Here is a 22,265-nt window from a genome sequence, read left to right as displayed (position 1 = left end):
TCGGTAAGAGCTCGCCTTCCCGGTCAGGGAGGCCGGTAGGCGCGCCGTTGATGCGCTTGGGATGGTGTAACTGTTCCGGGATAGGTACAGGTATCGTACGATGCAGACACAGCTTGTGACCCAACCGCACATCGAATGATTTTTTAGGGGATTCCGTGACTGAGATCCGGCAGCCGACTCCGAGGCGCGGAACCAATCTGCCCCGCATGGGTGACTTCAACCTCACCGTGATTCTCGATGCCATCAGGAGGTCGTCAGGCGGTCTCAGCAGGGTCGAACTGGCCCAGATCGTCGGTCTTTCGCCACAGACCATCTCCAACATCTCCAGGCGCCTGCTTGACCAGAACCTGATCGTCGAGGCCGGCAAGGAAGGCAGCGGCCCCGGTAAGCCCCGCACCATTCTCCGGCTCAATCGGTCCGGAATGTATGCGGTCGGCGTGCACCTCGACCCCGCAGTCATCACTCTCGTGCTGCTCGACCTTGTGGGAGACGTCGTCAAGCATGCCCGTATCAAGACGCCCGGGGGCAGTAACCCGTCCGGCGTCATTGACACTATCGCGGCCGAAATCCGGAAGCTTATCGACGATTCGGAAGTCGATCCCACGAAGATCGCAGGACTCGGGGTCGCCGCCCCGGGACCGATCGACGTGGACGAAGGAATCGTAGTCGATCCGCCACTGCTCATGGGCTGGCATCGCGTCCGGCTCCGTGACGCCCTGGCCCAGGCGACCGGGCTGGATACCCTGGTGGACAAGGACGTTACCAGTGCTGCCGTGGCCGAGACCTGGGCCGGCGGCCCCAGCGGGACGGGCAGCTTCATCTTCATGTATATGGGTACCGGCATAGGTTGCGGCATTGTCCTCAACGACGAGGTGTTTCGTGGCACCTCGGGAAACGCCGGCGAGATTGGCCACATCATCGTCGACCCTGCCGGACCTGCTTGTGACTGCGGGCTTCGCGGCTGCGTGAAGTCGTCCTGCATTCCCCAGGTCCTCGTGGCCGAGGCCGAGGATCAAGGGGTCATTGAAGACACCCGCCAGGATGCCAACGGTCCTGCCGTTCAGGAGAGCTTCGCCATGCTGTGCGATGCTGCCGACGCCGGCAACAGGCGTGCGATTGAAATTATTGACAGGTCCGCAGTCCTGGTTTCCCGGGCGGTGGCCGTTGTTGCCAACACGCTCGACGTCGAGCGGGTGGTGTTCGGCGGACCATTCTGGGGACGTCTGGCGGAACGTTATCTCGACAGAATTCCGGACCTGCTGATGGAAAACAGCGCGGCACGGAAGATCCACGGCATCGAGGTGGTGGGAACCGGCGTCGGCGAGGACGTCGGTGCCGTCGGTGCCGCCTGCCTTGTACTCGAGCACACATTGGCACCGAGGGCCCAGCGCCTTCTCCTGGAAGGCTAAACCTCCATGAACTTACGCCCCCGGTTATCGGCAATCGCAGTAGCCGCCCTGATGGTTGTGGCCACGGCCGCATGTTCTCCCGGTCCCGGCGAACCTCAAGCCCGAACCCTGACGGTCATGTACCAGAAGACCGATTCCTTCGTCGCCCTTGAAAACGTGCTCAAGGACGCGAAGGGCGAGTTTGAGGCTGCTAACAGCGGCATCACTGTGGAGCTGGAGCCGATTCAGGCGAACGACGACGACTACGGCACCAAACTCGCGCTCGCGCAGCGCTCGCCCGAGACCGCGCCGGACGTATTCTACGAGGACACCTTCAAGGTGCGCGCTGACGTCGAGGCCGGTTACCTGCTCAAGCTGGATGAGCACCTCCAGAAATGGGAGGACTGGAAGCAGTTCAGCGAGGGCGCCAAGGCAGCCGGCCGCGCGGACGACGGCGGTATTTACGCGGTGCCCCTGGGAACCGACACCCGGGCCATCTGGTACAACAAGACGGTGCTGCAGAAGGCCGGCATCCCTGTACCGTGGCAGCCGCGCACGTGGCAGGAGATCCTTGATACAGCACGGAAGATCAAGGCAAACGACCCCTCAGTGGTCCCCTTCAACATGTACGCAGGCAAAGGCACCGGCGAAGGAACCGTCATGCAGAGCTTCTATGAGCTCCTGTATGGCACAGGCGCCGCCCTCTATGACGAGAAGGACAGGAAGTGGGTGGTCGGTTCCCAGGGGTTCACGGACTCCCTCACCTTCCTCAAAACCCTCTATGATGAGGGCCTCGCCGTGACGCCCGCAGAGGCGCTGGATGCCAACGTCTGGAAAAAGGTGTTCGGCGAATGGCTGCCCCAAGGCAAGATGGGCGCCACCGTTGAAGGCTCCTACGCGCCGTCGTTCTGGCAGGCGGGCGGTTCCTACGAGTGGCCGGGTTATGCAACCGAGATGGGGGTAGCCCGCTTCCCGACGCAGAACGGCCAGGAGCCCGGCGGCGTCAGCATGTCCGGTGGATGGACCCTTGCGGTCGGTGCCGGCACTGCCGAACCTGACCTCGCCTTCAAGTTCCTGACCACGGCCCTGAACAAGAAAAACGCCCTCGCCTTCGATATCAACAGCTCGCAGATTGCGGTGCGGGCGGACGTCGCCGCCGATCCCGCCTATCAGTCCGCCAACCCCTTTATCAAGGAAGTCTCCGAGCTCGTGGACGTAACCCACTACCGACCTGCCACAGCCGACTATCCGAGGATCTCAACGGCCGTGCAGGTCGCAACCGAGTCAGTGATCACCGGCAAGCAAAGCCCCGACGAGGCAGGTGCCGTATACGACCAGACGGTCAGGGAAATCGTGGGTGACGACAAGGTCATCCAAAAGTGATTCATGTCCGCCCCTAAAATCCGGAACTTTGCATCGCTGAGGAACATTGGGTCTCTGAGCAACGTTAGTTCGCTGAAGAGGAGCACACGTTTCCTTCCCGTTGTACCGTCGGTGGTGCTCCTGGTGCTGTTCCTGCTTGCTCCCGTCGTCTGGTCCTTCGTGTCCTCCTTCACGGACGTTTCCCTGTCCGGAAAGTCCGCGCGTAATCCCGTATGGGTGGGCCTGGACAACTATGCCCGGATGATCGGCGACCCCTCCTTCCCCGCATCGGTCTGGCTCACAGTCGTCTTTGTGGCGGCGTCCGCAGTCGTGGGCCAGAACATCCTGGGGCTCGGGCTGGCATTGCTGATGAGCCGAGCAGGCCGGGCGATCTCAGCCGTGGCCGGCATAGCGGTAGTGTCTGCCTGGATCCTTCCGGAAATTGTGGCTGCCTTCGCTGCCTACGCATACTTCAACAGGGACGGAACGCTGAACCAGCTGCTCGCGGCTATCGGCCTTGAGGGGACGGACTGGTTGTATTCCTTCCCCATGACGGCGATCATCCTCGCCAATCTCTGGCGGGGGACGGCGTTCTCGATGCTTGTGTATCGGGCCGCGCTGGCGGCAGTACCGCGGGACATTTCCGAGGCCGCCCTGATGGATGGTGCCGGCTCCTGGCAACGGCTGGCGTTCATAACCCTTCCGGTCATTCGCAGCAGTATCGCCACCAACCTGATGCTCATCACCCTCCAGACACTGGCAGTCTTCACGCTGATCTGGATCATGACGGCCGGTGGGCCAGCCAATGCCAGCACCACACTCCCGGTACTTGCCTACCAGGAGGCGTTCAAATTTGGTGACATCGGCTACGGGACGGCCGTCGCATCGGTGATCATCGTCATCGGCTCAGTCTTCGGCATAGCCTACGTCCGGCTGCTTCGGCAGGAACGGCCATGAACCCGAAGGGAATACGACGGCGGACACGGCTCGCCGCCGACGCCGCCCTCGCAGTCGTGGCCCTGTGTTTTGTGCTGCCCCTGTTGTGGCTTGTCCTTGCGGCCGTGGACACCGAGGCAGGCCACGAGATCAACTGGCCGGCATCGCCGTCGTTCGCCAATTTCACCTCGATCCTCACGCCGGACCTCCTCTTCCGGCCGCTGGCCAACAGCTTCCTGCTCTCGGCGGGGACGGCGTGCGTGAACCTGGTCGTTGCGGTGCTGGCCGCCTATCCGCTTTCCCGGTTTCAATCAAGGTTCAACAAGCCGTACCTCTACGCTGTCCTCTTTGCGACGTCCCTGCCTATCACGGCCATCATGGTGCCGGTCTATGGATTGTTCGTCCAGCTCCACCTGCTGGATTCCATGGCTGCAACCATCTTCTTCATGGCCACCACCACACTTCCCATGGCGATCTGGATGACCAGGAACTTCATCGATTCCATCCCGCTTGAACTCGAGGAGGCAGCCTGGGTGGATGGGGCCTCCGGAATGATGGGCCTGCGCACAGTGGTGCTGCCCCTGATGCGCCAGGGGCTGGGAGTGGTCTTTATCTTCGTCTTCATTCAGGCCTGGGGAAACTTCTTTATCCCGTTCATCCTGCTGCTGTCGGCGTCGAAGCAGCCCGCGGCCGTTTCCATTTTCGGGTTCTTCGGACAGCACGGCGCGGTGGCCTACGGACAGCTGGCCGCTTTCTCCATCCTCTATTCAATTCCGGTGCTGGTGCTGTATGCCCTGGTGTCCAGGGGCTCTGGCGATTCGTTCGCCCTGTCGGGCGCAATGAAGGGCTAGCGCTACTGTGCAGGAGCCCCAATGCTGAACTTGTCCATGAAAGCACCATCTGTCGCAAGGAACTCCGCATCCAGCCTACTGGTGGTGAGCCGTAGCTTGAGCAAGCCATGGCTTGGGCTGGAGTTCCTCCCTGAGAAGGCTGCGAAGTAGCCTGCCTCAGGGTCCATGCGATTAACATCCCGCAAGGGCGTCCCACCGGTTCCGACAGTGGAGAAGACAGTGCCTGCCCCTTTCGTGAGCTGCTCATCACTGTCCTGGACGCACTCAGGGTTGTAGCTATTCGGCCGGATTTCCGGACATTGCGAGTCTGTGGCCAACTGCTTGGTCCGTTGATACAGGTGTTCGTGACCGTTGAGGACGAGGTCCACCTTCTTGTCCACAAGGAGATTCGTTATCGCGCTCCCAGCCTGACATGGGTAGCGGCCCATGGAGATGCACGGCGTGTGCATACCGACCACAACCCACGGTATTGACGCTGCCCGCGCGCCGTCGATGGCCGCCGAAGTCCAGTTGTACCTCTCGCTTCCTTCGGAGTAGTCCCAAGGGCCGTTGGAGAAGGGGATTCCCGGGGATATCAGCACGAAGCGGGCAATAGGCTTTTCGGCCGGGACATCGACGTAGTACTCCTTGGCGTAGGTCCCCACCGCCCCGGCCAGGAGGTTTGGCAGGCAGAGGGCGAAGTTGTCTATGTGGCCGTTTTGCCCATTGCTTTCGTGGTTTCCGGCAATGAGCTGAAAGGGAAATCCCATGCCAACCCGCGCGGTCACGAAGTTACACCATGCAGTTTCACCGTCTTTGGAACCGTAGGAAAGGTCGCCGAGCGCCAGATGCAGATCGGGCTTGAGAGCGCCGACACCGGACAGGACAGCCGACGCGGCATCGTTCGCTGAGTAGTCTCCGGCGGCAGTGACGTGAAGCTCGCCGGGTACTGAGGGTATCGCTCCCCAGGGCGGAGGTGACGACGTCTCCTGCGGAAGCATGGAACTGGACGCCAGGGACGCGAGCGCCAAGACTCCGCAGACTACCAAGGCTGCGGCGGCCACTGCCAGGGATCTCCTTTTAGTCATGGAGCTTCTCCAGTGCTTGCCAGCAGCGGACCCCTGACGCGACCGTTGCGATCAGTGGTGTCAGTCGATGTCTTCGACGATGGTGCCGTAAGGAACGCTCTCGTCCAGGTGTGCCTGATGCCCGGTGGAGCCGGGATTGTAAATTACCCTGACGCCGTGTTGTTGGTCAGCGGCGGACTGGAGAAGGACCGGCCGAACGGTTTCGATGAAGGCAACGCTTTTGCCCTCAAGATAGTCCTGGTAACTGGCTGGAAGCTGGCTCATGGCTAAAGAATAGACCTGCCGAACCAGCATGGGGAGGGGTGCCCATTGCGCTATTCGTTCAGCGCCGTTTGGATATGAGGGCCGGTGTTTGGGCGGACGGCGGATCAACTGCGGCCGCCTGGAGGACCTGCTTAAGCCAACTGCCAACCCAGGGGAACGATGACGCTTCAGAACACCGCGACGGCCACTATCGATGCAGGCAGCTTTTCCCGGGCTCAGCAGCTTGTGGCGGGGATCTCCCGCAGCTTCGAAGCCAAGGTGGTGGGGCAGGATCGCCTCCGGGAAACCCTCCTGATCGGCCTGCTGACCGGTGGGCACGTCCTTCTCGAAAGCGTCTCTGGACTGGCCAAAACCACTGCGGCACAAACGCTTGCCCAGGCCGTAGGCGGTGAATTCAGGCGCATTCAGTGCACTCCAGACCTTCTACCCAGCGATATCACCGGCACCCAGATCTACGATGCCTCAAAAGGCATCTTCGTCACCCGGTTGGGCCCAGTACATGCCAACATCGTGCTGCTCGATGAGATTAACCGTTCCAGTGCCAAGACCCAGAGCGCCATGCTGGAGGCCATGCAGGAGCGGCAAACGTCAATTGGCGGAGAGTCCCATCGCCTTCCCGATCCATTCCTGGTCCTGGCCACCCAGAACCCAATAGAGCAGGAAGGAACCTACCGGCTCCCCGAGGCCCAGCTGGACCGCTTCATGCTCAAGGACGTCCTGGGCTACCCCGGGCCGACGGAGGAAGCGGAGATCGTGCGCAGGATGGACGCCGGCATCCTTGACCCAGGGAGTGTTCCGCCGCCGGCGACCTCAATGGACGCCCTCGGGGAAGTCAAGGAAGTGGTCAGGGGCATCTACCTGGACCCGGCGATCGTTCGCTACATTGTCGGGCTCTCCTTCGTCACCCGGAACGCGGGGCAGCACCTGGATCCCCGACTCGCCGCCGTCGTAGAATTCGGCGCTAGCCCCCGCGCCAGCATTGCCTTCAGCCAGGCGGCCCGTGCCCTGGCTCTTCTGAAGGGACGGGACCACGTCATACCTGAGGACATCAAGAACCTTGCCCACAGGGTCCTGCGCCACAGGATCGTGCTCGGCCTCGACGCCGTCGTAGAAGACGTCCGGGTGGAGACCATCATCGACGCCGTACTCGCTTCGGTCCAGACTCCCTGACTGACGTGCCAAGCCTCCTTAAGAAAGTAAAGTCCAGGCTCTTCATCGCTGCCCGCCGCCGGACCCTGGGAATGCTCGACGGCGAATATGGTTCCGTATTCAAGGGGCGTGGCCTGGACTTTGATGAACTGCGACCCTACGTTCCCGGTGACGACGTTCGGGACATCGACTGGAAGGCCACCGCACGCCATGGTTCGCCACTAATCAGGCGTTACATTTCCGTTCGGCGGCAGACGGTGCTGCTGGTGGCGGACACCGGTCGGAACATGGCAGCGGCATCAAAAGACGGCAACGCAAAGCGCGAGGTAGCGCTGGACGCCCTGGGGCTGATCGGTTTCCTCGCGCTGCGGCACGGCGACGACGTCGCGCTGGTTCACGGCGACGCCGAGAAAACCCGCTACTTTCCCCCGCGCACAGGGGAGGAGCATCTGGAACGCCTTCTCGGCGCCATTCATGACTCCGCCGGCCGTGAATCACCACGCAGCGACCTGTCCTGCCAGCTTCGATTCACCCTGCGGAACTTCAGGCAAAGGATGCTGGTGTTCGTGGTCGCCGACGAGTTCCTTCCGGACGCCGAAACGGAATCACTCCTGCGACGACTCCAGGCCAGGCACGAAATCCTCTGGCTCACTGTCCGTGATGCTGCGCTCGCCGTTGAGGCTCACGCTGAGCTGGCTCCCTGTCCCCGCGGTTTCAAAACTGTCGATATTTCCGACGGCACCTACCTTCCGGATGCCCCTGCCGCAAGGCCTTCGGTGAGGCGTGCCTACGCCGAAGCAATGAAGGAGCGCGAAGGCGTCCGGCGGGAGTTCTACCGCAGGCTTGGCGTCACCGAGGGGGTAACCGGCGGGGATGACGTGGTACCCGCGCTGTTCCGGTTGCTGGAACTGCACCGCATGACCGGCCGGGCCCATGCAGGATAGTGTGGGCTTCTACGCGCCCCTCCCGTACAGCCCGGCCTGGTTCCTCGTCGGGGTCATCCTGGTCCTGCTCGTCGCGTTCTGGCTGGTGCGGGTCCTACGACCGACCCGCATGCGGAACACCGGGCCGAAGGCACGCCAGGCCCAACTGGTCGCGCCGCCGTCGGACGTTCCCCTGGGGGCCTCGCTGGACTCCGCAGAACTGCGACGCCGGTACCTCTTCCGGATCGACGCCGTAGCTGCCAACGCCGCAGCCGGCAGGATCCCGGCCCGCGCCGCCCATCAGGAGCTGAGCCTGCTGGTTCGCAGTTTCGCCCGGGATGCCACCGGCACGGACGCAACCCGCATGACGCTGCAGGAACTGGAGGCAGCGGGACTAACGGAGTTGGCCGAAGCCGTGGCGTGCATCTACCCCGCCGCCTTCAGCCAGGGAACAGGGGCCGCAGTACGCGACTCTGTTCGGACGGCCCGGAAGGCGGTAGCGGAATGGAGCTGACCTTGTGGTGGATGCTTCCCCTGGCCACGGCCGTGGGTATCGTGGCAACTCTTATCCTGTTACGTCGCGGCCGCGGGAAGCAGCCACAACGGCGCTACATCGCCCACAGGGAGCGGCTTGCCGCCCTGCCCGAATACCGGCGGGCGCTCCGCAGCCATCGCCGCTGGCTCTGGATTGCCGCCGTCTCGGCCGGGGTGCTGCTGGCCGCCGCCGTTGTGGCGGCGGCAAGGCCGGTCCAAAGCGATGTGGTGCAGCCGGAGACCAGGAATCGGGACATCGTGCTCTGCCTTGACGTCTCCGGCTCGATGGGCAGTACCGACTCGGCGCTGGTGGAAGTCTTCGCAGACCTTGCCAAAGAGTTCGACGGCGAGCGCATAGGCATGGTGATCTTCGACAGCCGTGCCGTCCAACTGTTCCCCCTCACCGACGACTACGCGTACATCTCCACCCAGTTGCAGGCAGCGCGGGACGCCTTCGACGGCAAGGAGGGCACCTCCGGGTTCTTTGACGGGACGTGGAGCGGTGCGGGATCGTCGTTGATCGGTGACGGGCTGGCCACCTGCGTCCAGAGCTTTCCGGCCGGCGACGACACGGGTGCGGAAACCGGGCCTGAGCGCTCGCGCTCCGTCATCCTTGCTACCGACAACTTCCTGTCCGGCACTCCGATCTTCACCTTGGAGGAGGCCGGCGAACTGGCCACGACCAGGGGCGTCCACGTGCACGCCCTGAATCCGGGGGACTTCGACTCGGGGGATGCCTCCGATCAGCCGGGGGCGCGATTGAAAGCCGTGGCGGAGGGCACCGGGGGAGTCTATGCCACTCCGGATAGTCCGGACTCTGTTAGCGACATTGTGGCGAAGGTGCAGGCCACCGAGGCCCTAAGCTATCGGGCGGCGCCCGAGGCAGTCGTCACGGACAGCCCTGCAGTTCCCCTGGCCGTCGGCCTGCTTGCCGGTGCCTCCCTGCTGATCGCAGCCTGGAAGCTCGAACCATGACCGTTCTGCCGGTTTTTCCCTTGTGGGCCCTGGCCGTCCTTGCGGCCATCGTCGTCGGCTTCACCGTGTGGAGGATCCGCGCGAACCGTGTCGGGAAGTACGGCAGGCGCGGGTGGATACTGCGGGGATCAGCCATGCTGTTGCTGCTGCTTGCCGCCCTGCGGCCGGGGTGGCCGGCTGGAGAGTCCCGTGCCGTCGTCGCGGACCTTGATGTGTTCCTTGTAGTGGATACGTCGGCAAGCATGGCCGCGGAGGATTACGACGGCGGCAGGATACGGCTTGAGGGCGTCCGCAAGGACATCGCCACCTTGGGCCAGGAGTTTGCCGGGGCGAAGTTTGCGCTCCTGACGTTTGATGACTCTGCAAGGGTGCGCATGCCGCTGAGCCAGGACGCCTCCGCACTGGCAACGGCCGTCGACGTGCTGGCGCCACAGCCTATTGAATATTCGCGTGGCAGCAGCGTCACGGCGGCGGGGGAGCTCCTCAAGGAACGGCTGGAGGCAGCCAGGGCGGAACATCCCGGACGGCCGGCGCTTGTCTTCTACTTCGGCGACGGCGAGAACACCAGCCCCGATCGGGGGGCGCCGATGGGGACGGATCCGGGACTCATCGATGGTGGTGCAGTGCTGGGCTACGGAACCAGCGAAGGGGGCCGGATGAAGGCACCGGCTGCAGGGGAATCAGGGGAGGAGGGAAGCTACCTCAAGGACCCGGCGTCGGACGGCTCGACGGAAGCTGTGTCCCGGATCGACGAAGACAGGCTCCGGGATATTGCAGGGGAGCTGCAAGTACCGTACCTGCACCGCCAGGCTGATGACCCCACGGGCGTAATGTCCCAGGAAGCCAAGGCCGCGGCGTTTAATACCAGGCAGTTCAGTACCAGGGACCTGGGCGACGCGGGTGGGGCAGTGCGCCTGGAGCTCTACTGGCTGTTTGCCCTTGGCGCGTTCTCGCTCCTGCTGGGCGAGCCCCTCAAGCATGCAACTGCACTACGGAATTCAGCTGCCCTCCAACGATCGCCGGCAGCGCGGGAATCAACGGCACCGCGGGAATCAACGGCATCGCAGGAATCAGCGGCACATCGGGGGTCACGATGAGGATCAAATTCAAGCCGCGCTTCAGTGGCGGCCTACTGCTATGGTGCGCCGTCCCGGTGCTCGCGTGCCTTCTCTGTGCTGCAAAGCTCATCTCTGTGACGCCACTGGCCGACCAGGCCTTGGATGCATTCCAGCGATCCGACGCCGCAGCATTGTCTAAGGCCACATCATGGCTCGCCGTCGCCAACTTGGTGGAACCCCACAAGGCGCTGTTCGCCGCTGGCGACGCCTTCGTTGTTGCCGGAGACTTCCGAAACGCCCGGCCGGCCTTTGAAACAGCGTTGTCCCGGTCGCCGGAGGATGATTCGTGCAAGGTCAGGGTCAACTTGGCGCTCACAATCGAAAAACTTGGAGACGGGAATGCCTCGGCCGGTGAGTTTGCGGCTGCGTCAGGATTGTTCCGGGAGGCGGAAGCTGTGATCGCGGGGTCAGCTGGCGGGTGCTTCCAGGCTGGTCATGCCGGCAATGCCGACGGCGAAGGACAGGCCCTTGCGGCTGCCTCCGTCCGGCTTGCCGAAAAGCTTCGCCAGGCTGAAGCCGGAGAGAATGCTGAAGCCGGCGACAACGGGCAGCCGGAGGAACCGGCACCGCAAGATGAGGTGGAGGAAAAACCGGCCACCACGAACCAACTGCAGCAGCTCCAGGACAGCGCCCGTAAGGCACAGCAGGACCGAACCGACGGCGGGCACTTGGACGAGTATCTGGACGGTGCGGATTCGGATCCTCTGGTGGAAAAGCCCTGGTAGCTGCTTCGAGCGAAGAAAATTCACCGGGAGCGTCCAGCCGAGCGTAAAACTGCGTCTTAATTCGGACGCGAAGTTGTGCCCCCAACAAGCCCGGTCCTAGAGTCATAGACAAGTTACCGCGGTAACGTGTCAGCGATCCTCCGTACGGACAGCCCTCAAGGCATCCAGGAGGGTGTGGGTGCCCCCATGTGGGCCTGACATTTGCACACGGACAACTTCATTCCAGGCGTAACAGTCGCGGCTGCGCCCTGCTGGAGTTTTTTCGTGTATCCCAAACTCAATTCACCGGCATATTAGCCGATCGGTTCCCAGGATCCGGTTGCTGTGCCGATGACCCATAGCCAAGGACGCAAATGTCACCACCAAGCCTTATTGACGCACACTCTAATCTTTCCGGGATCGCCCCGGTTGCCCTTTCCTATGAACTCTTCCCGCCCCGTTCTCCGGCTGCGGCTGAGACGCTCTGGACCACCATCCGGGAACTGGAAGCAACCGAGCCGGACTATGTTTCCGTGACCTACGGTGCCAGCGGCTCAAACCGGGACACCGCCGTCGAACTCATCAACCGGCTCCTGCTGGAAACCACGCTTCGCCCGCTCGCCCACCTGACCTGCGTCGGCAACACTGCCGGGGAACTGGCTGAGATCATCGGCGAGCTCCTGGACCACGGCGTCCGCGGCATCCTGGCCCTTCGCGGCGACCTCCCCAAGGACGGCACCCTGCCCGCCAGCGGATCGTTGCGGTATGCCCAGGACCTTATCGAGCTCATTCGCCGCGTGGAGCAGCGCCGGTCGGCACTGCTGTGCGCCGGGAAGATCGCCGTTGGTGTTGCCGCCTATCCCACCAGGCACCCCGAGTCGCCCAGTGAAGGGCACGACGTCGAGGTCCTCCTGGCCAAGCAGCGCTCCGGTGCCGACTTCGCCATCACCCAGGTGTTCTTCCACGCCCACCAGTACGCCGACCTTGTCTCCCGTGCACGGCGTGCCGGCGTGACCATCCCCATCATCCCGGGCGTCATGCCGCTCACGAGCCTGCGGCGCGTCAAGCGGCTCAGCGAACTCGCCGGCGTCGAGCCTGCTCCGGAGCTCATGGAGCGGCTGGCGGCATCTAATACGGAAGCCGAGGCGCGTGGCATTGGGGTCAGGGCAACCGTTGACCTGGCCAACGCAGCCCTTGACGCAGGGGCGCCGGGAATCCACTTGTACACCTTCAATGAGCACGCCCACGCCCTCGACGTGCTGGACAAGCTCGCCCTGCCTCGTCCGGCCCGGCCCGGCAGCCGTCTCCACGCCGTCGCCCGGCGCCAGGAAATGGCCAGCTGACGCAGGCCTCCCAGGACAATTTCAAAATAACTTCCGTTCACCGCCAGCAAGGAATACACATGACTGAACAGCAGACCCCGTTCCCCGCCGCGTCCCTTCTCGGCTACCCCCGCATCGGCCGCCGTCGCGAGCTGAAGAAGGCCGTAGAGGCCTACTGGGCCGGCAAGATCGACGCCGCCGCCCTTGACGCCGCAGCCAAGGACATCCAGCTGACCATCGCCAAGCGCCTGCAGGAGCTGGGCCTGACCGAGGCCGGCGCCGTCCCCGGAACCTTCTCCTTCTATGACCAGGTCCTGGACGCTTCCGCCCACCTCGGCGCAGTTCCCGCCCGCTTCGGCAACCTGCTGAACGCCGACGGCGAGCTGGACATCGACGGCTACTTCACGCTGGCCCGCGGCAACAAGGTGCAGCAGCCGCTTGAAATGACCAAGTGGTTCGACACGAACTACCACTACCTCGTTCCCGAGATCGGTCCGGAAACCGAGTTCAAGCTCACCTCCACCCGCAAGGTCGAGGAGTTCGAATTCGCCCTGGCCAACGGCATCGAGACCCGCCCGTACATTGTTGGCCCGGTCACCTACCTGCTGCTGTCCAAGGCTTCCGACGACGCCCCGGCCGGCTTCTCGCCGCTGTCCCGCCTTGAGGACGTCCTGCCCGTTTACGTCCAGCTCCTTGAGAAGCTCGCCGCAGCGGGCGCGAGTTGGGTCCAGCTGGACGAGCCGGCCCTCGTCGTCGACCAGGAAATCCCCGCAGCCGAGCTCGACGCCGCCGTTGCCCGTGCCTACGAGGTGCTCACCGCCGCGGCCAAGCGCCCGCAGATCCTCGTTTCCACCCCGTACGGTTCGCTGGACGGTCAGTTCGCCGCCATTGCCAAGACCAACATTGACGCCCTGCACATCGACGTCTTCAAGGGTGCCGTTCCGGCTGCCGCAGACCTCGCGCTGCTGGGTGACAAGACCCTCGTTGCCGGCCTTGTTGACGGCCACAACATCTGGCGGAACGACCTCGCGGCTTCAGCCGGCAAGCTCGCCGAACTGCGGAAGTCGGTTGCCAGCGTTGCCGTCTCCACGTCCACGTCCACCCAGCACGTGCCGCACGACGTCGAAGAAGAGACTCTGCTCTCCGCAGAGCTCCGCAGCTGGCTGGCGTTCTCCGACCAGAAGGCTGTTGAGGTCAAGACCCTCGCCGGCCTCCTGACCGACGCCGCCGCCGTCCAGCCGGCCATCGATGAAGCGACCCGCATTATCGCTTCCCGTGCCGCAGCCGAAGGCGTGCGCCGTGCCGACGTACGTGCTCGCACTGCTGCCCTGACGGCCGCCGACTTCAGCCGTTCGGAGTACTCGGTCCGTGAAGCCGCCCAGGAAGAGGCGCTGCACCTGCCGCCGCTGCCTACCACCACCATCGGTTCCTTCCCGCAGACCTCCGAAATCCGGTCCGCACGTGCCCGCAACACCAAGGGCGAGCTGAGCAACGAGCAGTACGAGCAGCTCATGAAGGACGAGATCAAGCGCGTTGTTGACCTGCAGGAAGAGCTTGGCTACGACGTCCTGGTACACGGCGAGCCTGAGCGCAACGACATGGTCCAGTACTTCGCGGAGAACCTCGAAGGCTTCGACGTCACGGTCCACGGCTGGGTCCAGTCTTACGGCTCCCGCTGCACCCGTCCCTCCATCCTCTGGGGTGACGTGACGCGTTCGGCTCCGATCACAGTTGCCTGGGCTGAGTACGCCCAGTCACTGACCAATAAGCCGATGAAGGGCATGCTGACCGGTCCGGTCACCATCCTGGCCTGGTCCTTCGTCCGCGACGACCAGCCGCTGGGCGAGACCGCCAATCAGGTTGGCCTGGCCCTGCGCGACGAGATCGCCGATCTCGAAGCCGCCGGCATCAAGGTCATCCAGGTGGACGAGCCTGCCCTCCGCGAGCTCCTGCCCCTGCGCAAGGCCGACCACGCCGATTACCTGAAGTGGTCAGTGGATTCCTTCCGCCTGTCCACCGCCGGTGCGGCTGACGCGACGCAGATCCACACCCACCTCTGCTACTCGGAGTTCGGCGTGATCATCGACGCCATCGATGGCCTCGACGCCGACGTCACCTCCATCGAAGCAGCCCGCTCCCGCATGGAGGTCGTCCACGACCTGGAGTCCCACGGCTTTGGCCGCGGCGTTGGCCCGGGTGTCTACGACATCCACTCGCCGCGCGTGCCGGGCGAGGCCGAGGTCACGGAGCTGCTCTCCACTGCCGTCAAGCACGTGCCGTCCCGCCAGCTCTGGGTCAACCCGGACTGCGGTCTGAAGACCCGCGGCTACACCGAGACGGAAGAGTCGCTGCGCAACCTGGTCAAGGCCACCAAGACGGTTCGCGCCAACCTGCTGGAAGCTGCCAAGTAGCAATTCCTTAACCACGACGACGGTCGGTCACCTTGCAAGGTGACCGACCGTCGTCGTGGTTTAAGTTGTGTCAGGACTCCCAGAGAATCTCGTCGTCGACCACGCCGTCCTCGTCCGCTGCGGCGACCAGGAGCTCATCGGTGAAGTGCGAGCCGAGAGTGAAGTCCAGGACGAAGTAGCGTTCGGGTTGGCCCGGGTAGATGGCAACATGCCCCAGCTTCAGGGCCTTCAGGAACACATCCTTGGTGAGCTGCGCCTTGTCCTCGACGCCGAAGACCGCCTTGAGCTGGTCGTCCTTGAGCTGGTTCGAATGGAAGTGCAGGTACTGCTGCGGGTTGGTGCCTTCCTGGTCCAGCTCCTCCGCGATCATGTCCCGTACCTGGTCCACAAGCTCCGGAAGGTAGCGCAGCCTGTAGTCCACCTTGTGCAGTGCGGCTTCGTCGAAGTGGTCATGCGGGGCGACGTTCAGGTCGAGCTCGAGCTGGTTTCCGGCGAGTTCGTGCGAGGCCACATAACAGTGCTCGCGGCCGTGATTTAGCTCTATTTCGCCGAAGTGCTGGCTCGCTACCTTGCTCATGTCTTCAAGATAGTCCCAAGTACCAGTGCATTCCAGCATCCCGGGAAATTCACTTCCGCCTACCCGTCTGCGCCCGCCGGATTGCCGACTGCGGCGTTGGCCGGGCATTCCCATTGGTCGAATGCAGCGTGTCTGCGAGCAGTTCCGTGAACAGCTGCACCTGCGCGGTGCGCTTTTCGTTGATGAGCAGTGCGAACACGTTTCGGGCGAGCCTGATGTCCGGGACGTCGAGTACCACGACGCCGGCAGGCCGGTGGACCAGGGCCAGCTCCGGAACCAGCGAGGCGCCCAGGCCCGCCGCAGTCATTTCGAGGCTCGCATGGAAGTCATCGCTATAGGCCACCACCCGGGGGTGCAGGTTGCAGCTGGCAAAGAGGCGCTCGATCACCATGGCGTCGCTGGTTCCGGGATGATGGATGATCCACGGCATGTCCGACAGATGCGCGGCGGCCACCTCCGCGTCTTCCCGGATGCCCCAGACCGAAGGGAGCACCACCCGGAAATTGTCGTCACCGATCCATTGCCGCTCCAGGGAATGCGGCCAGGCAAGCCCTGACTGACCCACTTGGTAGACCAGGGCGAGATCCAGTTCGCCCCCGGTCCGCAGCCCTTGGATCGTCTGGGCAGGTTCAGCCACTGACACGCGAAGGTCGATGCCGAGGTCCTTCCAGCGGGGATTGCCCAGGATCGCGGGGAGGACGTAGGTTGCCAGGCTCGGGAAGATCCCCAGTCGGAGTTCCTGCGCGGCGGAGTCGTGGGTGCGGGACGCTGACGCCATAAGTGCCTCGACGTCGGTGAGCACCTTTGAGGCGTGCCGCGTCATGGTCAGGGCTGCCTCCGTGGGGACGACGCTTCGGGCCGAGCGGTGGAACAGTTCGACGCCGGTGTCCCTCTCCAATGCCGACATCTGCTGCGAGACCGCCGACGCCGTGTAGCCGAGCCTCGCGGCCGCTGCTGCGAAGGAACCCAGCCGGGTCACTTCAAGCAGGGTGCGGAGATGTAGAAGGTTGACCATCAGGAATCCTTTTGCTTTGGCTGCGCTGCCATTCCGGGGTTTTCATTGCCCATGTTGAGTGCTGACCAGCCTATCGCGAAAAAATGCATAAGAAGAATTGGGCCTGCATTTCCCGGGCCCTGTAGCTTGATTCCATGAGGAGCTTGATCCCATGAAGGCTGGAAGATGGTTTGGGGGCGAAGGAGTGTTTGGCGCTTCCGGGGCCGCCCCTTCAGCCGTGGCCGTGCTCCTGCATGGTGGTCCTGAAGTCTCCTTGCGGAAGCCCTGGCGGGCCGATCCAGGGCGTGTCAGACTTGGTGCTTTTGTGCCTTCCATCCAGCACGCCGCTTCTCGAATGCGTGCATCGGCCTCGGATGGGGAACATGCTTCCGGCTTCAGCGTGGCTGTGGTTCGAGTCAGCTACGAGGTTCGGGGATGGAACGGTGCAGCCCGCAGTCCCGTGGCCGACGTCGAAAATTCCCTTCAAGCAATACAGGCCAAGGTCGGCCCCGTGCCGGTTGCCCTCGTCGGGCATTCCATGGGAGGCCGCGTGGCGGCGGTGCTGGCGCAGCGTCCGGAAGTCGCCGTCGTCGTCGGGCTTGCTCCCTGGTGGCCCGACGACGAGGCACGCCACCTGCGTGCGGGTCAGTCCGTCCTGGTGCTCCATGGGCGGGGTGACCGGGTGGTGGATCCGGAGTCGACCCGCCGGCAGGTGCTGGCGGCGCGGGGCAGGGGAGTGGCTGCTGATTGGGTGGGTATGCCGGGCGGCCACGGTATGGTCAGCAACTTCCGGTCCTGGCATGCGTTGACCGCGGACTTCGTGGTCTCCCGGCTGTTCGAGGCTTGGAACGCCAAGCATTCGATGTGAGTTCCGCCGCTAAACCCTGTCAGCCGGACGTGTTTTGCGTCTCTTCTTCGTGGCTTTTCTATAGTTGCGGGTGGCCAACACGCAGGGTTTCAAGCGTTACGACACGCCGTCCACCCATACGACACGCGCGGGTTTAAATGTGGCTAAGTACTCCACAGGGTGTGGACGAAGTCTTCAGAATCGGCGTATTTCCGGACATTTTGAGGCACCTGTCTTGTGGATTAACGGTGCATTAAATGACATACTTGTAATACATCATCTTGGGGTTCCGCCGAGGCACTTGCACTACATGTAGTATCAACTTACGGATTGAGCGGGAAACCAGCAGATTGAGCGGGAAACCGGCAGAGGGAACCCAGCACAGTCCAAAAGCATCTCGGCTGCGAAGGCAGTCGGCGGGCCCAGCAGCGGAGTCGGTAACAGTTCCGTTCGAGCCTGCGGATACGAACAGCATCGACTTCAACTAAGGGGACAGGGACCATGACCGTTACGGTTTACACGAAGCCGGCCTGCGTTCAGTGCAACGCCACCTACCGCGCGCTGGACAAGAAGGGCATCGCCTACCAGAGTGTTGACATCTCCCAGGACGTCGAGGCACTGGAGCGGCTGAAGTCCCTGGGCTACATGCAGGCACCGGTTGTCGTGACCGACCTGGACCACTGGTCCGGTTTCCGTCCGGACAAGATCGAGGAACTGGCCTTGGCGTCAGCTTCCTCCGTGGCCTAGGCGGCTTCCGCCCTCCGCCACCATCGAAAGAATTTCCAGGCAGGCGAGGTGACTCCCATGGCAGCGCTGGCAACAGCTCCTGCTTCTGCTGCAGCAGACGCTGCCAGCACGAGGAGTCACCTCATCTACTTTTCTTCATCATCTGAAAACACCCGGCGGTTCGTTGAGAAACTTGGCCGGGATGCCGCGCGTATTCCGCTCTATGCAAAGGACCCGCCCCTCGTGGCGTCCGAACCCTACGTGCTGGTGGTGCCTACCTATGGCGGCACCGGCGGCGAAGGCTCCGTACCCAAGCAGGTCATCAAGTTTCTCAACAACCCGCAGAACAGGAAGCTGATCCGCGGCGTCATCGGCGCCGGAAATACCAACTTCGCGGACAACTACTGCATGGCCGGCGACATCATCGCCAGCAAATGCCAAGTCCCGCACCTGTACCGTTTCGAACTCATGGGGACGCCCGAAGACGTCCTTCGGGTCAATCAAGGATTGGATAAGTTTTGGACACGACTGTCGCAGACACAGAAGTAACCGGGACCACACAGCAGGGCACTTCGGCGGACAACGCCAAGAAGCCGCTCCCTGAGGCCTACAAGGGCCTGGGCTATCACGAACTGAACGCCATGCTGAACCTGTATGGCCCCAATGGTGAAATCCAGTTCGAAGCGGACCGCGAAGCAGCCCACCAGTACTTCCTGCAGCACGTGAACAACAACACCGTCTTCTTCCATGACCTCGAGGAGAAGCTGGACTACCTGGTCAAGAACCAGTACTACGAGCGCGAAACCCTGGACCAGTACACGATGAATTTCATCCGTGACTTGTTCAACCGCGCCTACAAGAAGAAGTTCCGCTTCGAAACCTTCCTAGGCGCCTTCAAGTTCTACACGTCGTACACGCTGAAGACGTTTGACGGCAAGCGCTTCCTGGAGCGCTACGAGGACCGTGTCTGCATGGTCGCCCTGCACCTCGGCCGCGGCGACGAGGAACTGGCTACCCGGCTGGTAGACGAGATTATCGACGGCCGCTTCCAGCCTGCGACGCCTACCTTCCTCAACGCCGGCAAGGCACAGCGGGGCGAGCTGGTCTCCTGCTTCCTCCTGCGCATCGAGGACAACATGGAGTCGATCGCCCGTGGCATCAACTCCGCCCTGCAGCTGTCCAAGCGCGGCGGCGGCGTCGCCCTGTCCTTGACCAACATCCGTGAGCACGGTGCGCCAATCAAGCAGATCGAGAACCAGTCCTCCGGCGTCATCCCCGTCATGAAGCTCCTCGAAGACAGCTTCTCCTACGCCAACCAGCTGGGTGCCCGCCAGGGTGCCGGCGCCGTGTACCTGCACGCGCACCACCCCGACATCTACCGCTTCCTGGACACCAAGCGGGAGAACGCGGACGAGAAGATCCGCATCAAGACTCTCTCCCTTGGCGTGGTGATCCCTGACATCACGTTCGAGCTCGCCAAGAAGAACGAGGACATGTACCTCTTCTCGCCGTACGACGTCGAACGCGTCTACGGCATGCCGTTCTCTGACGTCTCGATCACCGAGAAGTACTACGAGATGGTGGACGATTCCCGGATCAAGAAGACCAAGATCAACGCCCGCGAGTTCTTCCAGACCCTCGCCGAGATCCAGTTCGAGTCCGGCTACCCGTACATCATGTTCGAGGACACGGTGAACCGGGCCAACCCGATCGATGGCAAGATCACCATGAGCAACCTGTGCTCGGAAATCCTCCAGGTCTCCACGCCGTCGCTCTACAATGACGACCTCAGCTACCAGACCGTGGGCAAGGACATCTCCTGCAACCTTGGTTCGATGAACATCGCCAAGACCATGGACTCCCCGGACTTCGGCGCCTCGATCGAGACCGCCATCCGCGCCCTCAGCGCGGTGTCGGACATGTCCTACATCAACTCGGTCCCGTCCATCGCACAGGGCAACGCCCAGAGCCACGCCATCGGCCTTGGCCAGATGAACCTGCACGGCTACCTGGCGCGTGAGCGGGTCCACTATGGCTCGGAAGAGGGCCTGGACTTCACCAACATCTACTTCTACACCGTGCTGTTCCACGCGCTGCGGGCCTCGAACAAGCTGGCCATCGAGACCGGCCAGGCCTTCGGCGGCTTCGAGAAGTCCAAGTACGCCTCGGGCGAGTTCTTCGACAAGTACACCGAGCAGGAATGGGCTCCTGAGACCGGGCGAGTCCGTGAACTCTTCGCCGGCACGCACATCCCCACACAGGATGACTGGCGCGAGCTGAAGGCCTCCATCATAGAGCACGGTATCTACAACCAGAACCTGCAGGCTGTTCCGCCGACTGGCTCCATCAGCTACATCAACAACTCCACGTCCTCCATCCACCCGGTGGCATCCAAGATCGAGATCCGCAAGGAAGGCAAGATCGGCCGCGTCTACTACCCGGCGCCGTACCTGACCAACGACAACCTGGATTACTACCAGGACGCGTACGAAATCGGTTACGAGAAGATCATCGACACCTACGCAGCCGCCACGCAGCACGTGGACCAGGGCCTGTCCCTGACGTTGTTCTTCAAGGACACGGCCACCACGCGTGACATCAACAAGGCCCAGATCTACGCCTGGCGCAAGGGCATCAAGACGCTCTACTACATCCGCCTCCGCCAGCTCGCGCTGGAAGGGACTGAGGTAGAGGGTTGTGTCAGCTGCATGCTGTGACAACCCAACTCGGTTGAACTTCGGGCGGCGCTGCCGTCCACAAAAACTGAACAGTACGACGCCGGGTGCGCGCCCGCCGTCGTACGCTTACCTTAAAGAACCCAAACGCTAAGGGGATGAAATGACCGAGAAGGTCAAGCTGCTCAGCCACGTCGAGGCGATCAACTGGAACCGCGTCCAGGATGAAAAGGACGTGGAGGTCTGGAACCGCCTGGTCAACAACTTCTGGCTGCCGGAGAAGGTGCCGCTGTCCAATGACATCCAGTCGTGGCACACGCTGACGCCTCAGGAACAGCAGTTGACCATGCGCGTCTTCACGGGCCTGACCCTGCTGGACACCATCCAAGGCACGGTTGGTGCCGTCAGCCTCATCCCGGATGCCCTGACTCCGCACGAGGAGGCTGTGTACACCAACATCGCATTCATGGAGTCGGTGCATGCCAAGAGCTACTCGTCGATTTTCTCGACGCTGTGCTCGACCAAGGAAATTGACGATGCCTTCCGCTGGTCCCTCGAGAACGAGAACCTGCAGAAGAAGGCCCAGATTGTCATGGACTACTACTACGGCGACGATCCCCTCAAGCGGAAGGTAGCCTCTACGCTGCTGGAGAGCTTCCTGTTCTACTCGGGCTTCTACCTGCCCATGTACTGGTCCTCGCGCGCCAAGCTCACCAACACCGCCGACCTGATTCGCCTCATCATCCGCGACGAGGCCGTGCACGGCTATTACATCGGCTATAAGTTCCAGAAGGGCCTGGAGAAGGTTTCTGAGGCCCGCCGGCAGGAGATCAAGGACTACACCTTCGAGCTGCTCTTTGAGCTGTATGAGAACGAAGTCCAGTACACGCACGACCTCTACGATGGCGTCGGCCTGGCCGAGGACGTCAAGAAGTTCCTGCACTACAACGCCAACAAGGCCCTCATGAACCTGGGCTACGAGGCAATGTTCCCGGCCTCTGTCACGGACGTGAACCCGGCGATCCTTTCTGCGCTTTCCCCGAACGCCGACGAGAACCATGACTTCTTCTCGGGATCGGGTTCCTCCTACGTGATCGGCAAAGCCGTCAATACTGAGGATGAGGACTGGGCGTTCTAGGGGTTCTTTCAAGTGAATGCACGCACCACCGCCGCAGGGCTTATCAGGCTCGCTGTTAAGCGGCTGGGTTTCCCAGCTTGGCACGGTGCCGGATTTTCCCGCGCCAAGGGTCCAGGGCCATCGCTAGGAACCCGATGGGCGCCGATCGTTCCCTGATGCTGGTTCCGGGCAGTGGGGGTGCGGTGGAGTGGTAGGTGTGGCCTGTGGGTGTGCGGTATTCGATGGTGTGTTGGGGTCCGGGGCTTGGTCTGGTGGTCCAGCCGGGGTTCTCTTTGGTGTGGTCGCAGGCTTCGCAGAGGCCTGC

21 protein-coding genes and 1 pseudogene are annotated in these 22,265 nt (G+C 62.8%); 17 read left to right on the top strand and 5 right to left on the bottom strand.

All coding sequences use genetic code 11. The features are described from left to right. Positions 1-155 precede the first annotated feature (155 nt). From J7E82_RS08400 to J7E82_RS08385, 4 genes are read left to right on the top strand one after another with little or no spacing between them, the layout of a single operon-like run. The gene (locus tag J7E82_RS08400) at positions 156-1,409 is read left to right on the top strand and encodes an ROK family transcriptional regulator (protein WP_308113712.1); all 1,254 of its coding nucleotides are present in this window, start codon (positions 156-158) and stop codon (positions 1,407-1,409) included. A gap of 6 nt (positions 1,410-1,415) precedes the next feature. Beyond that, positions 1,416-2,771 carry an extracellular solute-binding protein gene (locus J7E82_RS08395; RefSeq protein ID WP_214862169.1) on the top strand — a complete coding sequence of 452 codons (1,356 nt, stop codon included), beginning with the start codon at positions 1,416-1,418 and terminating at the stop codon, positions 2,769-2,771. Positions 2,772-2,774: 3 nt separating this feature from the next. After that, positions 2,775-3,707, top strand: coding sequence for a carbohydrate ABC transporter permease (locus J7E82_RS08390; RefSeq protein WP_214862168.1), 933 nt, complete (start codon positions 2,775-2,777; stop codon positions 3,705-3,707). Then, a complete protein-coding gene (locus J7E82_RS08385; RefSeq protein WP_214862167.1) occupies positions 3,704-4,537 on the top strand; it encodes a carbohydrate ABC transporter permease in 834 nt (277 codons plus the stop codon). Before J7E82_RS08390 ends, J7E82_RS08385 begins: the two co-directional genes overlap by 4 nt. Positions 4,538-4,539: 2 nt before the next feature. On the opposite strand, the gene J7E82_RS08380 is transcribed toward J7E82_RS08385, so the two are convergent. Further along, entirely contained in the window at positions 4,540-5,604 is a 1,065-nt protein-coding gene (locus J7E82_RS08380; RefSeq protein WP_214862166.1) for a metallophosphoesterase, read from the bottom strand. Positions 5,605-5,664: 60 nt separating this feature from the next. After that, on the bottom strand, positions 5,665-5,868 hold the full coding sequence (locus tag J7E82_RS08375; protein ID WP_214862165.1) for a hypothetical protein: 204 nt from the start codon (positions 5,866-5,868) through the stop codon (positions 5,665-5,667). Positions 5,869-6,027: 159 nt separating this feature from the next. Here J7E82_RS08375 and J7E82_RS08370 point away from each other — a divergent pair, with 159 nt between their 5' ends. From J7E82_RS08370 to metE, 8 genes are all read left to right on the top strand, one after another. Beyond that, positions 6,028-7,038, top strand: a complete 1,011-nt coding sequence (locus J7E82_RS08370) for a MoxR family ATPase (RefSeq protein ID WP_214862164.1) — start codon at positions 6,028-6,030, stop codon at positions 7,036-7,038. Positions 7,039-7,043: 5 nt separating this feature from the next. Then, positions 7,044-7,961: a DUF58 domain-containing protein gene (locus J7E82_RS08365; protein ID WP_214862163.1), complete on the top strand. Its 918-nt coding sequence runs from the start codon at positions 7,044-7,046 to the stop codon at positions 7,959-7,961. Next, positions 7,951-8,454, top strand: coding sequence for a hypothetical protein (locus tag J7E82_RS08360; RefSeq protein WP_214862162.1), 504 nt, complete (start codon positions 7,951-7,953; stop codon positions 8,452-8,454). The genes J7E82_RS08365 and J7E82_RS08360 overlap by 11 nt, the downstream gene beginning before the upstream one ends. Beyond that, a complete protein-coding gene (locus J7E82_RS08355; RefSeq protein WP_214862161.1) occupies positions 8,445-9,449 on the top strand; it encodes a VWA domain-containing protein in 1,005 nt (334 codons plus the stop codon). The genes J7E82_RS08360 and J7E82_RS08355 overlap by 10 nt, the downstream gene beginning before the upstream one ends. Beyond that, positions 9,446-10,546: a VWA domain-containing protein gene (locus tag J7E82_RS08350; protein ID WP_214862160.1), complete on the top strand. Its 1,101-nt coding sequence runs from the start codon at positions 9,446-9,448 to the stop codon at positions 10,544-10,546. The genes J7E82_RS08355 and J7E82_RS08350 overlap by 4 nt, the downstream gene beginning before the upstream one ends. Then, a complete protein-coding gene (locus tag J7E82_RS08345) occupies positions 10,543-11,292 on the top strand; it encodes a hypothetical protein (protein WP_214862159.1) in 750 nt (249 codons plus the stop codon). Before J7E82_RS08350 ends, J7E82_RS08345 begins: the two co-directional genes overlap by 4 nt. Before the next feature lie 353 nt (positions 11,293-11,645). Beyond that, positions 11,646-12,614 (top strand): methylenetetrahydrofolate reductase, encoded by a 969-nt coding sequence (locus J7E82_RS08340; RefSeq protein ID WP_214862158.1) that lies wholly within the window; start codon positions 11,646-11,648, stop codon positions 12,612-12,614. Between the two features lie 59 nt (positions 12,615-12,673). Continuing rightward, positions 12,674-15,004 (top strand): 5-methyltetrahydropteroyltriglutamate--homocysteine S-methyltransferase, encoded by a 2,331-nt coding sequence (metE, locus tag J7E82_RS08335; protein ID WP_214862157.1) that lies wholly within the window; start codon positions 12,674-12,676, stop codon positions 15,002-15,004. A 70-nt stretch (positions 15,005-15,074) separates the two neighbouring features. Here metE and J7E82_RS08330 read toward each other — a convergent pair whose 3' ends face one another. Beyond that, on the bottom strand, positions 15,075-15,581 hold the full coding sequence (locus J7E82_RS08330; RefSeq protein ID WP_214862156.1) for a DUF2004 domain-containing protein: 507 nt from the start codon (positions 15,579-15,581) through the stop codon (positions 15,075-15,077). A 49-nt stretch (positions 15,582-15,630) separates the two neighbouring features. After that, positions 15,631-16,596, bottom strand: a complete 966-nt coding sequence (locus J7E82_RS08325) for a LysR family transcriptional regulator (protein WP_214862155.1) — start codon at positions 16,594-16,596, stop codon at positions 15,631-15,633. Between the two features lie 334 nt (positions 16,597-16,930). Here J7E82_RS08325 and J7E82_RS08320 point away from each other — a divergent pair, with 334 nt between their 5' ends. The 5 genes from J7E82_RS08320 to nrdF all read left to right on the top strand — a co-directional run bounded on the left by J7E82_RS08320 (position 16,931) and on the right by nrdF (position 21,961). Next, on the top strand, positions 16,931-17,443 hold the full coding sequence (locus tag J7E82_RS08320) for an alpha/beta fold hydrolase (protein WP_214862154.1): 513 nt from the start codon (positions 16,931-16,933) through the stop codon (positions 17,441-17,443). A gap of 480 nt (positions 17,444-17,923) precedes the next feature. Continuing rightward, positions 17,924-18,169: a glutaredoxin-like protein NrdH gene (gene nrdH / locus J7E82_RS08315; protein ID WP_214862153.1), complete on the top strand. Its 246-nt coding sequence runs from the start codon at positions 17,924-17,926 to the stop codon at positions 18,167-18,169. A gap of 57 nt (positions 18,170-18,226) precedes the next feature. Beyond that, positions 18,227-18,697 carry a class Ib ribonucleoside-diphosphate reductase assembly flavoprotein NrdI gene (gene nrdI / locus J7E82_RS08310; RefSeq protein ID WP_214862152.1) on the top strand — a complete coding sequence of 157 codons (471 nt, stop codon included), beginning with the start codon at positions 18,227-18,229 and terminating at the stop codon, positions 18,695-18,697. A gap of 68 nt (positions 18,698-18,765) precedes the next feature. Then, entirely contained in the window at positions 18,766-20,865 is a 2,100-nt protein-coding gene (nrdE, locus tag J7E82_RS08305) for a class 1b ribonucleoside-diphosphate reductase subunit alpha (protein WP_214862260.1), read from the top strand. A gap of 121 nt (positions 20,866-20,986) precedes the next feature. After that, positions 20,987-21,961, top strand: coding sequence for a class 1b ribonucleoside-diphosphate reductase subunit beta (gene nrdF, locus J7E82_RS08300; protein WP_214862151.1), 975 nt, complete (start codon positions 20,987-20,989; stop codon positions 21,959-21,961). Between the two features lie 55 nt (positions 21,962-22,016). Here the strand turns inward: nrdF and J7E82_RS20620 are convergent. Beyond that, a pseudogene (locus J7E82_RS20620) lies at positions 22,017-22,265 on the bottom strand (hypothetical protein); the annotation flags it as partial.

The sequence above is a fragment of the Arthrobacter sp. ISL-30 genome (assembly GCF_018613855.1).
In the GTDB taxonomy this organism is placed as follows: Bacteria; Actinomycetota; Actinomycetes; order Actinomycetales; family Micrococcaceae; genus Arthrobacter.
Note: the sequence above shows the minus strand (reverse complement) of the source record. Positions and strands in the feature narration are given on the sequence as shown.

What these genes read in the sequence shown, in the direction of transcription:
- J7E82_RS08390 (WP_214862168.1), top strand. Translation starts at nt 2,775, where the DNA reads ATGTCCGCCCCTAAAATCCGGAACTTTGCATCGCTGAGGAACATTGGG.
- metE (WP_214862157.1), top strand. Translation starts at nt 12,674, where the DNA reads ATGACTGAACAGCAGACCCCGTTCCCCGCCGCGTCCCTTCTCGGCTAC.
- J7E82_RS08355 (WP_214862161.1), top strand. Translation starts at nt 8,445, where the DNA reads ATGGAGCTGACCTTGTGGTGGATGCTTCCCCTGGCCACGGCCGTGGGT.
- nrdH (WP_214862153.1), top strand. Translation starts at nt 17,924, where the DNA reads ATGACCGTTACGGTTTACACGAAGCCGGCCTGCGTTCAGTGCAACGCC.
- J7E82_RS08360 (WP_214862162.1), top strand. Translation starts at nt 7,951, where the DNA reads ATGCAGGATAGTGTGGGCTTCTACGCGCCCCTCCCGTACAGCCCGGCC.
- J7E82_RS08395 (WP_214862169.1), top strand. Translation starts at nt 1,416, where the DNA reads ATGAACTTACGCCCCCGGTTATCGGCAATCGCAGTAGCCGCCCTGATG.
- J7E82_RS08340 (WP_214862158.1), top strand. Translation starts at nt 11,646, where the DNA reads ATGTCACCACCAAGCCTTATTGACGCACACTCTAATCTTTCCGGGATC.
- J7E82_RS08320 (WP_214862154.1), top strand. Translation starts at nt 16,931, where the DNA reads ATGCGTGCATCGGCCTCGGATGGGGAACATGCTTCCGGCTTCAGCGTG.
- J7E82_RS08385 (WP_214862167.1), top strand. Translation starts at nt 3,704, where the DNA reads ATGAACCCGAAGGGAATACGACGGCGGACACGGCTCGCCGCCGACGCC.
- J7E82_RS08375 (WP_214862165.1), bottom strand. Translation starts at nt 5,868, where the DNA reads ATGAGCCAGCTTCCAGCCAGTTACCAGGACTATCTTGAGGGCAAAAGC.
- nrdI (WP_214862152.1), top strand. Translation starts at nt 18,227, where the DNA reads ATGGCAGCGCTGGCAACAGCTCCTGCTTCTGCTGCAGCAGACGCTGCC.
- nrdF (WP_214862151.1), top strand. Translation starts at nt 20,987, where the DNA reads ATGACCGAGAAGGTCAAGCTGCTCAGCCACGTCGAGGCGATCAACTGG.
- J7E82_RS08370 (WP_214862164.1), top strand. Translation starts at nt 6,028, where the DNA reads ATGACGCTTCAGAACACCGCGACGGCCACTATCGATGCAGGCAGCTTT.
- J7E82_RS08325 (WP_214862155.1), bottom strand. Translation starts at nt 16,596, where the DNA reads ATGGTCAACCTTCTACATCTCCGCACCCTGCTTGAAGTGACCCGGCTG.
- J7E82_RS08330 (WP_214862156.1), bottom strand. Translation starts at nt 15,581, where the DNA reads ATGAGCAAGGTAGCGAGCCAGCACTTCGGCGAAATAGAGCTAAATCAC.
- J7E82_RS08380 (WP_214862166.1), bottom strand. Translation starts at nt 5,604, where the DNA reads ATGACTAAAAGGAGATCCCTGGCAGTGGCCGCCGCAGCCTTGGTAGTC.
- J7E82_RS08350 (WP_214862160.1), top strand. Translation starts at nt 9,446, where the DNA reads ATGACCGTTCTGCCGGTTTTTCCCTTGTGGGCCCTGGCCGTCCTTGCG.
- J7E82_RS08345 (WP_214862159.1), top strand. Translation starts at nt 10,543, where the DNA reads ATGAGGATCAAATTCAAGCCGCGCTTCAGTGGCGGCCTACTGCTATGG.